Genomic DNA, 15,247 nt, shown 5'->3' on the forward strand with positions numbered 1-15,247 from the left:
TCCCTGTCATAGTGAAGTCATGCCGCTGGGACCTGTCAAGCAGAACGGACGCTCGCCCGTCATCCTCGACGTCGACACCGGGGTGGACGACGCACTCGCCCTCCTGTTCGCTGTCCGGCATCCGGGGCTCCGGGTGCTGGCGATCACCTGCGTGGCCGGCAATGCCGCCGTCGACCAGGTCGTCCGGAACACGCTCACCGTGCTCGACCACGCCGATGCGCCCGCGATACCCGTCGCCGCGGGAGCCCGGCGTCCGCTGATCGCCGCACCGCACGACGCGAGCCACGTCCACGGCAGCGACGGCTTGGCCGGCCTCGGGCTGCCGGCCCCGCTTCGCGCACCGGATCCCCGCCATGCCGTCGAGTTGCTGCGGGACACCATCCTCGACGCGCCCGAACCGATCACGCTCATCGCGCTCGCCCCGTTGACCAACCTCGCCCTGCTGGCTCGGATCTATCCCGAAGCGCTGCAACGACTTGAGCGGATTGTCGTGATGGGCGGCTCCGCCTCGACAGGCAACGCGACGCCGGTAGCCGAGTTCAACACGTGGCACGATCCCGAGGCCGCCGCCATCGTCTTCTCCGCCGGGGTGCCCGTGACGATGTACGGGCTCGACGTGTTCTACCGCGTCGGGGTGCGCACGGCCGACTGCGAAAAGCTGGCCACGCACGAGGATCGCGGTGCTCGCCTCGCCGAACAGTTGCTGCGCCACCAACTCCGTTTCTGCGCCGGCGAGGGCCGCACTGAGCCTGGCACCGCCACAATCGGCGACGCCGGCGCGGTCTGCGCGGTCGCTGATCCAGCAGGTCTCGGCACCGCGCTCCTTCCCGTCCAGGTGGAACTCGCCCCTGGACACAGCCGCGGCCAGACGCTCGTCGACCGCCGGGTGAGGCCGGGCGAGCAGGAACTTCACGGGATGGCCGATCCGGCCGCACGGATCGAGGTCGCGATCGACGTGGCCGCCGACCGCTACCGCGACCTGTTCCTGTCCACCCTCATGGGCGAGCAAGGCGCGCTGTGAACGGCATCGTCAGCGTCGTCGGATCGCTCAACATCGATCACGTCGTTTCCGTCGCTCAACATCCCGCTCCGGGCGAAACCGTGCTCGGCGGGCGCCTGCGGATTCTGCCCGGCGGCAAAGGAGCCAACCAGGCAGCTGCCGCCGCGCGCGCTGGTGCCACCGCCCGGATGATCGGCCGCGTCGGGGACGATCCGGAGGGCAGGCGGTACCTGCGCGGTCTCCGCCGGCGCGGGGTCGACACTTCCGCAGTCCTGCGCACGCCCGGGTCCGTCACCGGCAGGGCCCACGTCACGCTCGACCACGCCGGGGAGAATTCGATCGTCGTCATTCCCGGCGCGAACGACACGCTCACTGCCGACGGGGTGACCGCGGCTGCCGAGTCGATTCGCACTGCCTCCGTCGTGTTGCTCCAGTTGGAGAGCCCTCCGGCCGCAGTGGCGCGAGCCGCGGAACTGGCTGCCGAAGCCGGGGCACGACTGGTTCTCAACGCCTCTCCCGCGGAGACGCTGCCCGACTGGCTTCTCCAGCTCGCGGATCCGGTCATCGTCAACGAGCACGAGCATCGGCGATTGCGCGTTCAGCCCAGGTCCGTGTGTGTGACACTGGGTGCGGCCGGAGCCCGCTGGGGCGAGCACAGCGAACGACCGCCGCGGACGGCCGTCGTCGACACCACCGGTGCCGGCGATGCGTTCGCGGGAACGCTCGCCGGTCTGCTCGCCGCTGGGGTCAGCGAACAACCCGCGCTGGCGGCCGCGGTCGCGGCGGGGGCGCAAGCCACTACCTGGCACGGGGCACAGGGATGGGAGTTCTCGTGAACAACACCTGTTGCGCGGCTGCCCGAGAAACCCCGGCCGCACACTCCGCCCAGCCGGTGCCGGCAGCGAATGAGGAAGTGCGCAACCGGCTCCAGCGCGGCATGATCCGGCTTCCCGGCGGCGAATTTCTGATGGGCACTGACGACCCCGACGCCAACCCCGCCGACGGCGAAGGACCAGTGCGCCCAGTCCGGGTCGCGGCGATGCGCATCGCCGCCACCACCGTCACCAACCGGCGCTTCGCCGCTTTCGTCAAAGACACCGGCTACGTGACCGATGCCGAACGCTACGGATGGTCCTTCGTCTTCCACCTGTTCGTCCCGCCGACGGTGCAGAAGACCATCACGCAGGCACCCGCCGCCGCGCCATGGTGGCTTCCCGTGGACGGGGCGTACTGGAAGCGTCCGGAGGGGCCGGGGTCGACCATCGGCGACCGGCCCGAACACCCGGCAGTGCACGTGTCCTGGAACGACGCACAGGCGTACTGCGCGTGGAGCGGCACCCGGCTGCCCAGCGAAGCCGAGTGGGAATACGCCGCCCGCGGAGGCCTGGTCCAAGCCCGCTACCCGTGGGGCGACGAACTCACCCCGCGCGGCAAGCACCGTTGCAATATCTGGCAGGGTCGCTTCCCCGAGCACAACACCGGCGACGACGGCTTCGTCGGCACCGCACCGGCCAAAGCGTTCCCGCCCAACGGATTCGGCCTCTACCAGACGGCCGGGAATGTGTGGGAGTGGTGCGCGGACACGTTCCGCGCACCGGACTCGGAACCCGACGCACACGTGATGCGGGGCGGCTCGTACCTGTGCCATGACTCGTACTGCAACCGCTACCGAGTCGCCGCCCGCACCAGCAACACGGCCGACAGCAGTTCCGGCAACGTCGGGTTTCGCGTCGCCGCAACGTAAAGCCGCCACTCCGACACATCCCGGACGCCCGTTCGGGGCATCCGTTTGATCACGCAGTTGATGCTGGCCTCAGGGCTTTCTCGGGTTGCGGGCTGATCTTTCCGGTCGGCCTCGTCTGCGCCCTCAGCTGAACGCTGCCGACAGTTGCAGACGGGGTATAGGCGCAGGAACCTGGACTGGCGTCATTCATGTGGGGGTATCCCCATCCGTCCCGCGGCAGCGACGTTGGGCTTTGGGTCCTGCCGCCGGAGCTCGCGGCAGAACCGAACTGCAGTTCGACGAGGGCATCCAGGCCGGGACCCCGGATTTCAGCCACCGACTGGTGAAGCGCGCTCGGCGGGAAATGCGCGCTCTCGGTCTCAACACGGTCCATCGACCGGTTTCGCGGCACAGCCAGCGGTATGGCGACCGTAACCAGACGAGGCGGCCGGACGCGACCGGCGTCTCCCGACGACGTCGGCGAGCCTGCCATGCCCATCGGTTCGCCCAGTGCCGGGCTCCCGACTCAGCCGACGTCAGCGCCCGTGCCTTGCCAGCAACCAAGTGCAGAACGCGCCGTCCCGCAGACGATCGGGTCGCAGCCTCCGAAAGTCACGGTCAGGCAGCAAGACCCGCCGGGCGCTGCGCGAGGCGCTGCTAGGCGCAGTGCTCTGTTCACGAGCAGCCCGGCTGTCGATCATGTCCGGCGCGGGCCCGGACGCCGGTCGAGCGAGCCCTCACCCGGCTCCCCTATCCGCAAACGGCACCGGGATCGGGCCGCGCGAGCGTCCTTGCTTCGGTCAGCGGCAGCCCGCCCTCTCAGGACATTTCGACGCGCGAAGCTCCGCTACGAGTACGCAAGCTCGCAAAATGCCGACACCCGGACAACTCTCGGGAACAACGGAAACACTCTGCGTCGCCAGCCCGATAATAGATAACCATTCGACGACCCGGCAGCATCGGGCAGAAATTGTGCCCAGAACTGCAAATTGCACTCACCCCATGTCGAAAAATGTCGCTCCGCCTCGGCCGCGTTAATTGATTCAACACCGTACCGGCGAGTACGGCAAGGTATTCGCCGCCGAGAGGCCCCTGGTGGAGGCAACACCACTGCCCCTACTGGTGCTAGCACTACCATCGGGAGGCCCTGCCCGGTAAATCGCGAGGGTCCATCCCATTCGGCGCGGGAAACTGCGAACATGACGCAAACGCATTACCCCAATCGGAGGTAGACCGACTTTTCAATGTCTGACATGCTCGGCTCGGCCGACAGCTCGGTGCGTGGGGTCACTTGAGGCGGGCTATTTTTCTCAGGGGTAGATATGGAAATTGAGCTATTGGGTTCGGTCACGCTCAGGCAAGCCGGCCGCAGACACGGAGTCGCGTCGCGAAAGGTGCGGACTGTGCTGGCGTTGCTGGCCTTGTCGCCGGGGGTTCCGTTGTCCCTGGACACGCTCGCGGACGAACTGTGGGCCGACAAACCGGTCTCCAACGTGCGCAATGCGTTGCAGGCCAACATCGCGCGGTTGCGGAAGCTCGTGTTCACCGTGACCGGCGAGCGGGAGGTGGTCCGGACGGTCAGCAGCGGGTACCTGATGACCGTGCCTGCCGAGGCCGTCGACGCGCATCGGTTTTCTGCCTTGGCACAGCGTGGGGCCGCGTTGCTCGGGCAGGATCCGCGGGGAGCCATCACGGTCTTCGAGCAAGCGTTGCGGCTCTGGCGGGGGCCGGCGTTGCTCGACGTGGCCGATTGCACTCGCTGCCGGTTGGCTGCCGAGCAACTGAACGAGCGGCGGCTCACCGTGCAGGAGGACCTGATCTCCGCGCGGCTTCAGGTCGGCGAGCATCATGGGCTTTCCCACGACCTGAAACAACTCGTCGCGGAGAACCCGGCGCGCGAGCGGCTCAGCGAGTACCTGATGATCTCGCTTTACCGCGACGGCAGGCAGGGCGAGGCGGTCTCGGTCTTCCACAGCACCCGGAAGTGGCTGGGCGCCGAACTCGGACTGGAGCCCGGGCCGGGGCTGCGCCGGCTGTACCAGTCCATCCTGATGCAGGACCAGGTTCTCGACTGAACCGTCGTTTTCGCTTCCACCGGGTCAGCATGGCAGTCCCCGATGACCGCCTGCTGACACCGCGCCTACGGGGGACTTCGCGTCAGGGCGCTGTCAGAAGGGTGTCACCGCTCGCCGCTAGTTTTCGGGGCCGAATCCCTTGTAACGGTCCCTGACGATCGGGAGTGACCCCCATGACGACAGCCGTCTCCGAACGCATGCAGCAGATCCGCGAGATCGTCTGCACGCATCTCGAGCTCGACGACGCGGAGCTCACCGAAACCAGCGATTTCGCCGACGACCACGAGGCGGATTCGCTGTCGCTAATGGACGTGCTGGCCGCGCTGGAGAAGAAGTTCGGCGTCACGATCGACCAGGCGCAGTTCGCCCGGATGACCAACCTGCGCGCGGTGTACGAGGTCGTCTCGGAATCCGCGAGCTGGTAGCCGACATGTCGCAGCCGACCAGTATCGGACGCCGGGTGGTCATCACCGGATGCGGTGTCGTGTCGAGCATCGGGATCGGGGTCCGGGAGTTCACCTCCGCCCTGCGCGCCGGGCGCAGCAACGTCCGGCCGATCTCGGTGTTCGACACCACCGGGTTCGCCCACGACAACGGCTGCGAGGTCGCCGACTTCGAGCCTGCCCGGTGGATCCGCACGCTCGACCCCGCCGATCTCGGCCGGGCGAGCCGGTTTTCCACCGCGTCTGCCCGCCTCGCCGTCGAGGATTCGGGGCTGCCGCTGGAAACCCTGCGCGCCGCGCGCACGCTCGTCTCGGTGGGCAGCACCGACGGCGAGGCGCACGAACTCGACGGTCTGGTGGCGCAGGAACTCTCCGCCGGGCTGGCCGGGCTTGACCCGAAGCTGGTGCGCCGGACTTCCGCGGGTCGGCTGGCCACGTCGATCGCGCGTGAGCTGGAACTGACCGACGTCGAGACCGGGACCATCGCGACGGCGTGTTCGGCGGGGAACTACGCCATCGGCAACTCGCTCGACGCGATCCGGTGCGGGGATGCCGAGTTCGCTCTCTGTGGCGGCGCGGATGCGCTGTGCCGCAAGACGTTCACCTCGTTCTACCGGTTGCGCAGCATCGCGCCGGACTGCTGCCGTCCGTTCGACCGCAACCGGATGGGCATCCTCACCGGCGAGGGCGCGGGCATTCTTCTGCTGGAGAGCCTCGACTCCGCGCTCGCCCGCGGGGCGCGGATCTACGCGGAGGTGCTGGGGTACGGCATGTCCTGCGACGCGCACCATCCGGTGGCGCCGCATCAGGCCGGGATCGCCCGCTGCATGGAGCTCGCGCTGGCCGACGCCGGGGTCAAACCCGCCGAGATCGACCTGATCTCCGCGCACGGGACCGGGACCAAAGCCAACGACATGACCGAATCCGCGGCGATCCGCGACCTGTTCGGGCCGAAGCCGCCGCGCACCGTGTCGATGAAATCGATGCTGGGGCACTCGATGGGCGCGGCGAGCGCGCTGGCCGCGATCGGCTGTTCGATCGCGCTCACCGAGCAGTTCATCCCGCCCACCATCAACCACCGCGACACCGACCCGGACTGCCCGGTGGACTGCGTGCCCAACGAATCCGTCGACGCCGACCTCGACATCGTGCAGAACAACGGCTGGGCCTTCGGCGGCAACAACGCCGTGGTCCTGCTCGGCCGGTACGAGCGGCAACCCCGAGAGGAGGCCGTACGGTGACCGCACCGGCTCGGCGCCGTCCGGTCATCTCGGCCTGGACCGCCATTTCCCCCTTCGGCTACGGCCGGGAAGCGTTCGCCGACGGCGTTCGCTCCCGGCGCGAGCCCGCCCTCGAAGCCGGCGGACCGGGTGATCCCGCGGCCGTCGTGCCCAGTTTCGACGTGCGCGAGATGTTCGGGCGCAAGAAGACCCGGGCGATGAACCGGGTCAGCGGACTGACCGTCGCGGCCGCGCAGCAGCTGCTCGCCGACATGGAGCTGGCTCCGGACGGCGACCGCGAGCACATCGGTTTCGTGCTCGGCACCACGACCGGCAGTGCGCAGAGCATGATGGACCTGACCCGCGCGTCGATCACCGGCGAGCAGCCGGACCACGTCGAACCCGCCGCGGTTCCCGGCACCGTGATGAACTGCGCGGCCGGGCAGGCCGCGATCTGGCACGGGCTCAAGGGACCCAACGCGACGATCGCCGCCGGGCGCACCACCGGATTGCAGGCGTTGAACTACGCTCGCCGGCTGCTGATGACCGAACGTGCGGCTCAGGTGTTGTGCGGTGCGGCCGAGGAGCATTCCGACGCGCGGTCCTGGCTCGAGCACCACCGGCGCGGCGGGGCGGCGACGCTCGGCGAAGGCTGTGCGATGTTCCTGCTCGAACCGGCGGACTCGGCCGACCCACGCAGCGTGCTGGCGATGCTGACCGGGATCGACTCGCGGATCTGCCTCGACGGTGACCTCGCCGGAACCTTGCACGCCACCGTGACCTCGCTGTTGAACCGGTCTGGCGTCAACGCGGACCGCGTGTGGGCGGCCGTCGGCAGCGGCTTTCCCGCGGGGGCGGACCGTCCCGAGGACGCGACGCTGCGGCAGTTGTTCGGCGACGAAGTGACCGATCGCGTGCCGCCGGTGGATCTCATCGGCGACACCTCCGCGGCGACCGCGTTGTTCGGCTTGGCGTCGGTGCTCAGCATCGCCGACGGAGCAGACTACGGCGAACAGGACCACATCGTCGTCACCGCTTGCGATGACGACGGTTCGGTGGCCTGCGCGCTGCTGCAGCTCGGCGGTGCGCGATGAGCCGAACCGCACTCGTGACCGGCGGTTCCCGCGGGATCGGCCGGGCGGTCGTGCTCCGCCTAGCGCAGGACGGGTTCGACGTCGCGTTCTGCTATCACAGCAACCAAACCGCGGCCGACGTTCTCGTCAAGGAAGTCCTTGACCTGGGCGTGCGCGTCGAAGCGAGCCAGGTCGACGTCGCTGACGGCGAGGCGGTCACGGCGTGGGTGGAGCGCACGGCCGACGAGTTCGGCGCGCCGGACGCGCTGGTCACCTCGGCCGGGATCACCCGGGACGGTTCGCTCGCGCTGATGTCCGAACCGGACTGGTCGAGTGTCCTGCGCACGAACCTCGACGGTGTTTTCCACGCGTGCCGTCCCGCCGTGTTCCGGATGATCAAACGCCGCGCCGGAAGCGTCGTGACGCTTTCCTCGGTGTCCGGCGTGCACGGCAACCCGACGCAGACCAACTACTCGGCGGCCAAGAGCGGCGTGCTCGGCTTCACCAAGGCGCTGGCCAAGGAAGTCGGCCGGTACGGGGTGCGGGTCAACTCCGTCGCGCCGGGCCTGATCGAGACCGACATGCTCGGCAAACTCAGCGAAGCGACCCGCGAGAAGATGCTGCGGGCCGTCCCGCTGCGCCGGTTCGGCACGCCCGAAGAAGTCGCGGACCTGGTGTCGTTCCTGGTTTCCGACCGCGCTTCCTACATCACCGGCAGCGTCTTCGAGGTCGACGGCGGCTTCGTCGTCTAGCTGCTCTCTCCCCGCGGCAGCGCTGGCAGCGCGTGCCGCGTCCTATCCGTGCGCTGGCGAAAGGACGTCATGAGCGCCGACAACGGTTTCATCCCGCGGCTCAAGACCGCGGTTCTGGGCACGGCCGACCGCCCGCTGGTGTTCGTCGGCAACTTCGAGGTCGAAGAGCAGTGGGCGGTCGACGAACAGGGGCTGCCCCGGGTGTCCGCCCCGGGCGGCATGGCGGTCGTCAACAGCATGGACGAGTTCGCGTTGCTGCTGGGCGGGAAGCGGGACCACGTGGTGCTCAAGCACGCGCCGGACCCCGGTTACCGCAGTTATCTGGAAGGGCTCGGTCTCGACCTGCCGCAGATCCACGTGATCGCGGACCCGGATCCGGCGCGCACAGTCAGCCAGGACGCCCTGCACGATCCGTGGCTGATCGCCGCGCTTTCCGCGTTGCGCACCGACGAAGCGCATCTGCTCGCGCACGGTGTCTCCGCGGTGGAGGAAGAACTGTCCGCTGCGACGGGGTTGCCGCTGGCCGCTCCGGACGCGGCTCGATGCAAGGCGGTGAACAGCAAGATCTATAGCCGCCGCGTCGCGACGAAGCTCGGGTTGCGGCAGCCGAACGGCTGGGCCTGCGACACGCTCGATCTGCTCGACGAGGCCGTCACCGCGGCGGGGGCCGTGCTCGCCACCGGGCGGAAGGTCGTCGTCAAGGAGGCGTTCGGGGTTTCCGGCAAGGGAATCTCGGTGGTCTCCGACGAACGCCGGCTCGACCGGTTGCGCCGGATGATCTCCGCGACCGCCCGCCGCAACGGCCGGGACCGGATCGCGTTCGTCATCGAGGAGTGGGTCGACAAGCGCGCCGACCTCAACTACCAGTTCACCGTGAGCCGCGACGGGTCGGTGCACTTCGACTTCGTCAAGGAGCTGATCACCGAGCACGGCGTCCACAAAGGACACCGAATCCCGCCGCGGCTGGACGAGGCGCAGCTGGAGACCATCCGGTCCGCGGCGCAGGCGCTCGGCGGGCAGCTCGCCGCCGACGGCTACTACGGCGTCGTGGGAGTGGACGCGATCGTCGAACCGGACGGCGGCATCTTCCCGGTGCTGGAAATCAACGCCCGCAACAACATGTCCACCTATCAGGTGCCGATCCAGGAACGCTTCGTCACCGCGGGCGAGACCGCGATGGCCCGGCACTACTCGCTGCGGCTCGGCGCCAGCGTCGGCTTCGACCGGGTCCGCGACGTGCTCGGCGAGCTGCTTTTCGACGGTGCGGGCAGCGGCCTGCTGGTGAACAACTTCGCCACCGTCAACGCCGGCGCGCAGACCGCGGACGGGGCGCCGTTCGCCGGCCGCCTCTACGGCGTGCTCATCGGGGATTCGGTCGCCGAGGTCGACCGGATCGACGCGCGGGTCGAACGCGCGCTGGCCGTCCTGCAGCAGGACTGATCCCCATGCCGGGAACCCGGGGCGTGGCCGCAGGTCCGCGCGGGGAACCCCGGCGACTGCCCGGACTAGCCCCAGTTTCCGCCCAGCCGAAGAATAAGGAAGTTCTGTGACCGAAACCGCTACCGTTCCGGAGTTCGCCGTCGTGTCCGGAGCACAGGTGCACCAGGTGCTCGACGGCGCCGAGAAGCAGCTGGCCGAACTGATCGAGGCAGCTTACCGGCTGCACGGGCAGCAGGCGACCGTCAACCCGCCCTCCTACTTCCTCCGGTTCCCGGACCGGCCGTCCGCGCGCATCATCGCGCTGCCCGCCTCGGTCGGCGGGGAGGTCGCGGTGGACGGGGTGAAGTGGATCTCCAGTTTCCCGGAGAACGTCCGCACCGGGCTGCCGCGCGCCTCGGCCGTGCTGATCCTCAACGACCAGGCGACCGGGTACCCGCTGGCCTGCATGGAAAGCTCGATCATCAGCGCGAGCCGGACCGCGGCGTCGGCGGCGCTGGCGGCCGACTGGCTCAGCCGCCGGGGCGAACGGCCGCGGCGGCTCGGGTTCGTCGGCACCGGGCTCATCGCGCGTTACGTGCACCGGTTCCTGCTCGGCACCGGCTGGGACTTCGACGAGACCGCGGTGTTCGACCTCTCCGCCGAGCACGCCGCCGGCTTCCGGGGCTACCTGGAGGGCACCGGCGCGAGCGGGATCTCGGTGCGCGAGAGCGCCGAGGAGCTGATCCGCGGCAGCGACCTGATCGTGTTCGCCACCGTGGCCGCGGAACCGCACGTGCACGATCCGGCCTGGTTCGGCCACAACCCGCTCGTGCTGAACGTTTCCCTGCGCGACCTGTCCACCGAGGTCATCTTGGCTTCGGCCAACGTGGTCGACGACGTCGAGCACTGCCTCAAGGCCAACACCTCGGTGCACCTGGCCGAACAGGCCACCGGCGGCCGCGACTTCCTCGACGGCACCCTGTTCGACGTGATGACCGGGGCACTCGCCCTGGACGCCGACCGGCCGCTGGTGTTCTCGCCGTTCGGTCTCGGCGTGCTGGACCTCGCGGTCGGCAAGCACGTCCTGGACGAACTGCGCCGCCGCGGCGAACTGCACGAGGTCGGCGACTTCTTCTTCGAACTCGACCGCTACGGCCGGCGCTGATGCCGATCATCACCAGTCCGCACGAGTTCAACGTCGACGACCTGTTCGTCGACCTGAGCGGGTGTACAGGGCGATCGCTCTACCTCAAGTGCGAGGGCTTCAACTTCGCTGGTTCGATCAAGATCAAAGCAGCGAAAGAGATGGTCGACGCCGCCGAACTGGACGGCACGCTGAGGCCCGGCGCGACCCTCGTGGAGAGTTCGTCGGGCAACCTCGGGGTGGCGCTGAGCCTCGTCGCCACCAGCCGGGGTTACCGGTTCGTCTGCGTCACCGATTCCCGCTGCACCCTCGGCGCCCGGCAGCTGATGCAAACGCTTGGCGCCGAGGTGCACGTGATCACCGAACCGCATCCGAAAGACGGGTTGCTCGGCGCGCGGATCGCGCACGTGCGGCGGTTGTGCGCCGAGGGCGACGACCGGGTGTGGCTCAACCAGTACGCGAACGCGGGGAACTGGCAGGCGCACTACCGCACCACCGGACCGCAGATCGCGAACTCGTTCCCCGGCGCCGACGTGGCGTTCATCGGAGCGGGCACGACCGGCACGCTGATGGGGTGCGCGCGCTACCTGCGCGAACACTGTCCCGGAATGCGCGTGGTGGCCATCGACACCGTGGGTTCGGTGACCTTCGGAACCCCGGCCGCCCCGCGGATGATCCCCGGTCTCGGCACCGGCGTCCGGCCCGCGCTGCTCGACGAGTCCTATGTGGACGATGTGGTGCACGTGCCGGAACTCGCGACCGTGCGGATGTGCCGCAGGCTCGTCCGGGCCGGGTTCCTGTTCGGCGGCTCGACCGGCACCGTCGTCGCCGGGGCGCTGCACTGGCTCGACCGGCACGAGCACGGCGAAAACCTCACCGCGGTGGCGGTCTCCCCCGATCTCGGCGACCGCTACCTGGACACGGTCTACCACGACCAGTGGGTGGCCGACCTCTACGGAGACGCGGCGCTCGCCCCGCCCGCCGCGCTCGGGAGCTAGTACCACTCGAAATCGAGGTGCCACGCCCAGTGTGCGCGCGATCACGAGGAGCCATCCTTAGACCGTCCGGCTTGCCGCCTGCGCGGCGGGAGGCCTGAAGCGGCCCAAGGAGTTCGGCATTGCGAACGCTACCTCTGCTCCGTCTCGCGCGCTGGTGTGCCGGACACCCCGGCCCGGTGCTGTGCGCGTGGCTGCTGTTCCTGGTCGGGGCGGCGAGCGAAGACCTCGCCGCCCCGGCCGGCAGCTCGGCGGCGCCCGCCGGTTCCGTCCTCGGGGTCGGCTGCCTGCTCACCGCGCTGCTGCTGGTGCTGGTGCTGGGTTCGCCGCGGCTGGCCGCGATCGCGTTCGGCTATCTCGCGACCGTCGGGGCAGGCGCGCTCGGCGTGCTGACGGCGGTCGCCGAGGGGACGGGTTCGTTCGGCAGCTGGAACCTCGTTCTCCTGCCCGGAATCACGAGCGCCGCCAACCATCTGCTGTTCGCGGTCCGCAGGCAGCAGGAGATGCCGCCGGGCAAACACGACGCGTCCGACACCGCGCAGATCGTCGCCTCGACCGCCGGACGGACCGCGCTCGTCACCGGGCTCGCGATGCTTTCCGCGATGACCGGGCTGTATCTGACCGGCGAGCCGCAGGTCATGCGGTTGGCGGCGGCCGTGGTCCTGGTCATCCTGGTGGAAGCCGCCGCGGCGCTGACCTTGCTTCCGGTGCTGCTGACCCGGATCGCGCTTCCGGTGAAGAGATCGTTCCAGTGGCACTGGCTGCCCCGGTTCGTCGCCCGCCTGCCCGCGAGCTGGCGTTACCGCACCGCAGCGGGACTCATCGGCGCGCTGGCCTGCACTGCCGCGGCGCTCGGCTACGTCGTCTACCGCTACCTCGAATCGCCGACGTTGCCGCCGTTGCCGTTGGCGTTGCTGATCGGGCTGACGTCGTTGGCGGTGATCACGGCTTTCCGGCCGTTCGTGGTCGCGCTGACGACCGCGGTGCTTTCAGTACTGTCCGCGCTTTTCGCGCTGACCATGCTCACCTGCATGAACCCGCCGACCCCGACCTGGCTGCCGGTGGCGCTCGTAGCGGTGCTCGCCGCGCCCACGACCGACATGCATGTCTGCCTGCTGCACCACTTCCGAGTCGAGGCGCTGACCGGGATGTCGCCGCAGCACGTGCTCGCGGAGGGTCTGCGCCGCGGCACCGTGGCGATCTCCAGTGCCAGCGTGGTGTCGATCGGGGTCTTCAGCGCGCTCGGGATCGCCGGCAGCGGCGAGCTGAGCGAGTTCGGCTGGGCGGCCGCGGCGGCGCTGGCGATCGACGTGCTGGTGATCCGGCTGGTACTGCTGCCCTTGCTGCTCTCGCTAGCCGGCCCGGTCCGCTGGTGGCGGCGGACCGGGCCGGGGGCTGCGCGAAAGTGAACCGGGGGAATCACCCCGTGGTCGGGTGCCCGGTGAGGTCGAGGAAGGCTTCGTCGAGGGTCGGCCTGCGGAGCGCGAAGTCCGCCAGCGCGACGCCGCGTTCGTGCAACGCGTTCGCCGCCGCGGCGATCCCGCCGCTCTCGTCGAGCAGTTCGAGCGAGATGCTGCACCGGCGTTCGTCCACGACCGGGACGCCCACCGCGACCGGCGTCAGCGCCGCCACCGCGTCCGCGAGACCTTCGGGGTGGGCGACAGCGACTTCCAGCCGTTCCCGGCCGACCTTGCGCTTGAGCTCGTCCGCGGTTCCTTCCGCGACGCTCCGGCCCTTGTCGATGACCACGATCCGGTCGGCGAGGTAGTCGGCTTCCTCGAGGTACTGCGTGGTGAGCAGGACCGTGACGCCTTCGCTGACCAGCTCGCGGACCATCGTCCACAAGCCCATCCGGCTCGCCGGGTCGAGGCCCGTGGTCGGTTCGTCCAGGAAGAGCACCGACGGACGCGCCACGAGACAGGTCGCGAGGTCCAGACGGCGGCGCATCCCGCCGGAGTAGGTCCCGACCGCGCGGTCGGCTGCCTCGGCGAGGTTGAACCGCTCCAGCAGTTCTCCCGCGCGGGCGCGCGCTCCGCGGCGGCCGAGGTGCAGAAGACGGCCCAGCAGCACCAGGTTCTGTCGGCCGGTCAGCAGTTCGTCCACGGCGGCGTACTGGCCCGCGAGGGCGATGTGCCGCTGGACCTGTTTGCGTTCCCGCACGATGTCGTGCCCGGCGACCAGCGCGCGGCCGCCGTCCGGCGGGAGCAGGGTCGCGAGCATCCGGACGGTGGTGGTTTTGCCCGCGCCGTTGGGACCGAGCAAGCCCAGCACCGTGCCGGGCGGGACGGCGAGGTCGACGCCGGCGAGCGCTTCGTGGTCGCCGTAGCGTTTGCGGAGCCCTTCGGCTTCGATCGCGAGTTCTCCGTGCGGTGTCATGTCAGCCTGCTTCCCGGATGTTCTCGGGCGACAGATCGGTCCAGTGGCCCGAAATGTGCGCGAGGGCTTCTTCGCGGCTGCTCTCCCCGAGCGAAACCCGCCAGCCGGGCGGGACTTCCGCGAAGGAGGGCCAGAGACTGTACTGCCGGGCGTCGTTGACCAGGACGAGGAAAGCGCCGTTCTGGTCGTCGAACGGGTTTGTCATTGCATACTCCGGATCGGTTAGGCGAGGCGGTAACGGCGGAAGCTCAGCAGGGTCGCCGCGGCGAAGAGGACGACCAGCGTCACCGCGACGACGACCCCGGGATGCTGGGCGGGGAACGAACTGTCCGCGGGCACCGGCACGCCCCACAGCTGGCGGCACAGCGTGGTGACGGAGCTGACCGGATTCCATTCGGCGATCGGCCGGACCCACGACGGCAGCTGGCTGACCGCCATGAACGCGTTGGAGAGAAAGGAAAGCCCGAGGGTCAGCACCGCGCCGACGCCGTCGATGGATTCGGGATTGCCCATGGTCAGCCCGAGCAGCACGCCGACCCAGATCATCACGTAGAGGAACAGCGCGAGCACAGCCAATCCGGCGAGCAGCGCGGGGAACCCGGCGTGCACGCGGCCGCCGACCGCCAGTCCGATCCCGGCGACGATCGCCAGCGCGACGAAGCCGACCAGCGCGTCGCCGATGGTGTGGCCGAACAGCACGGCGGGACGGGAAATCGGCAGCGAGCGGAACCGGTCGGTCAGGCCGCCTTTGAGGTCCATCGCCACCGCGATCGCGGTCGGTGCGACGCCGGCGAGGCCCACCTGCATGAGCGCGGCCGGGAAGAGGAACTCCGGATAGCTGCCGCCGCCTTCGACGCTCACCGCGCCTTTGAAGACGTAGCCGATGGCCAGCATGGTGATCAGCGAATTCAGCGTGATCGCGAGGAGCCTGCCCGGCACCTTGCGCAGGTGGGTCAACCGGCGACCCGCCAGCGCGAATGTCTCGACGAGCGCCGCTGCCCGCGGAGTGTTCGCTGGGGTGGTCATT

Annotated in this window: 15 protein-coding genes; 12 read left to right on the plus strand and 3 right to left on the minus strand. The window is 69.4% G+C overall.

The genetic code is table 11. The features are described 5' to 3' along the window. Window positions 1-19: 19 nt before the first annotated feature. The 12 genes from DMP23_RS26390 to DMP23_RS26445 all read left to right on the plus strand — a co-directional run bounded on the left by DMP23_RS26390 (window position 20) and on the right by DMP23_RS26445 (window position 13,253). Complete coding sequence (locus DMP23_RS26390; protein WP_337822846.1) at window positions 20-1,021, plus strand: nucleoside hydrolase; 1,002 nt, start codon at window positions 20-22, stop codon at window positions 1,019-1,021. Beyond that, window positions 1,018-1,836, plus strand: a complete 819-nt coding sequence (locus tag DMP23_RS26395; protein WP_337822847.1) for a PfkB family carbohydrate kinase — start codon at window positions 1,018-1,020, stop codon at window positions 1,834-1,836. The genes DMP23_RS26390 and DMP23_RS26395 overlap by 4 nt, the downstream gene beginning before the upstream one ends. Beyond that, a complete protein-coding gene (locus DMP23_RS26400) occupies window positions 1,821-2,744 on the plus strand; it encodes a formylglycine-generating enzyme family protein (protein WP_443111288.1) in 924 nt (307 codons plus the stop codon). The genes DMP23_RS26395 and DMP23_RS26400 overlap by 16 nt, the downstream gene beginning before the upstream one ends. A 1,373-nt stretch (window positions 2,745-4,117) precedes the next feature. Beyond that, the gene (locus tag DMP23_RS26405) at window positions 4,118-4,798 is read left to right on the plus strand and encodes an AfsR/SARP family transcriptional regulator (protein ID WP_235147136.1); all 681 of its coding nucleotides are present in this window, start codon (window positions 4,118-4,120) and stop codon (window positions 4,796-4,798) included. A gap of 173 nt (window positions 4,799-4,971) precedes the next feature. After that, window positions 4,972-5,223, plus strand: a complete 252-nt coding sequence (locus DMP23_RS26410) for an acyl carrier protein (protein ID WP_037812007.1) — start codon at window positions 4,972-4,974, stop codon at window positions 5,221-5,223. A gap of 5 nt (window positions 5,224-5,228) precedes the next feature. Next, the gene (locus DMP23_RS26415; protein ID WP_337822849.1) at window positions 5,229-6,482 is read left to right on the plus strand and encodes a beta-ketoacyl-[acyl-carrier-protein] synthase family protein; all 1,254 of its coding nucleotides are present in this window, start codon (window positions 5,229-5,231) and stop codon (window positions 6,480-6,482) included. Continuing rightward, window positions 6,479-7,555, plus strand: a complete 1,077-nt coding sequence (locus DMP23_RS26420; RefSeq protein WP_337822850.1) for a beta-ketoacyl synthase N-terminal-like domain-containing protein — start codon at window positions 6,479-6,481, stop codon at window positions 7,553-7,555. Before DMP23_RS26415 ends, DMP23_RS26420 begins: the two co-directional genes overlap by 4 nt. Then, window positions 7,552-8,286 carry a 3-oxoacyl-[acyl-carrier-protein] reductase gene (fabG, locus tag DMP23_RS26425; RefSeq protein WP_134663250.1) on the plus strand — a complete coding sequence of 245 codons (735 nt, stop codon included), beginning with the start codon at window positions 7,552-7,554 and terminating at the stop codon, window positions 8,284-8,286. Before DMP23_RS26420 ends, fabG begins: the two co-directional genes overlap by 4 nt. A gap of 69 nt (window positions 8,287-8,355) precedes the next feature. Beyond that, window positions 8,356-9,726, plus strand: a complete 1,371-nt coding sequence (locus DMP23_RS26430; protein ID WP_337822851.1) for an ATP-grasp domain-containing protein — start codon at window positions 8,356-8,358, stop codon at window positions 9,724-9,726. A gap of 106 nt (window positions 9,727-9,832) precedes the next feature. Further along, window positions 9,833-10,870 (plus strand): 2,3-diaminopropionate biosynthesis protein SbnB, encoded by a 1,038-nt coding sequence (gene sbnB, locus DMP23_RS26435; protein WP_337822852.1) that lies wholly within the window; start codon window positions 9,833-9,835, stop codon window positions 10,868-10,870. Continuing rightward, window positions 10,870-11,847, plus strand: a complete 978-nt coding sequence (gene sbnA / locus DMP23_RS26440) for a 2,3-diaminopropionate biosynthesis protein SbnA (RefSeq protein WP_337822853.1) — start codon at window positions 10,870-10,872, stop codon at window positions 11,845-11,847. The genes sbnB and sbnA overlap by 1 nt, the downstream gene beginning before the upstream one ends. A 119-nt stretch (window positions 11,848-11,966) precedes the next feature. Beyond that, entirely contained in the window at window positions 11,967-13,253 is a 1,287-nt protein-coding gene (locus tag DMP23_RS26445; RefSeq protein ID WP_158714472.1) for an MMPL family transporter, read from the plus strand. A gap of 10 nt (window positions 13,254-13,263) precedes the next feature. Here the strand turns inward: DMP23_RS26445 and DMP23_RS26450 are convergent, their stop codons facing one another. Genes DMP23_RS26450 through DMP23_RS26460 form a run of 3 tightly spaced genes read right to left on the minus strand, consistent with a single transcriptional unit; the run spans window position 13,264 to window position 15,246 of the window. Continuing rightward, entirely contained in the window at window positions 13,264-14,220 is a 957-nt protein-coding gene (locus tag DMP23_RS26450; protein ID WP_037812017.1) for a daunorubicin resistance protein DrrA family ABC transporter ATP-binding protein, read from the minus strand. 1 nt (window position 14,221) lies between these two features. After that, a complete protein-coding gene (locus DMP23_RS26455) occupies window positions 14,222-14,425 on the minus strand; it encodes an MbtH family protein (protein WP_037812019.1) in 204 nt (67 codons plus the stop codon). Window positions 14,426-14,442: 17 nt separating this feature from the next. Beyond that, window positions 14,443-15,246 (minus strand): ABC transporter permease, encoded by an 804-nt coding sequence (locus DMP23_RS26460; protein ID WP_043839323.1) that lies wholly within the window; start codon window positions 15,244-15,246, stop codon window positions 14,443-14,445. Window position 15,247: the final 1 nt, after the last annotated feature.

The sequence above is a fragment of the Amycolatopsis sp. A1MSW2902 genome (assembly GCF_017312175.1).
Classification (GTDB): domain Bacteria; phylum Actinomycetota; class Actinomycetes; order Mycobacteriales; family Pseudonocardiaceae; genus Amycolatopsis; species Amycolatopsis nivea.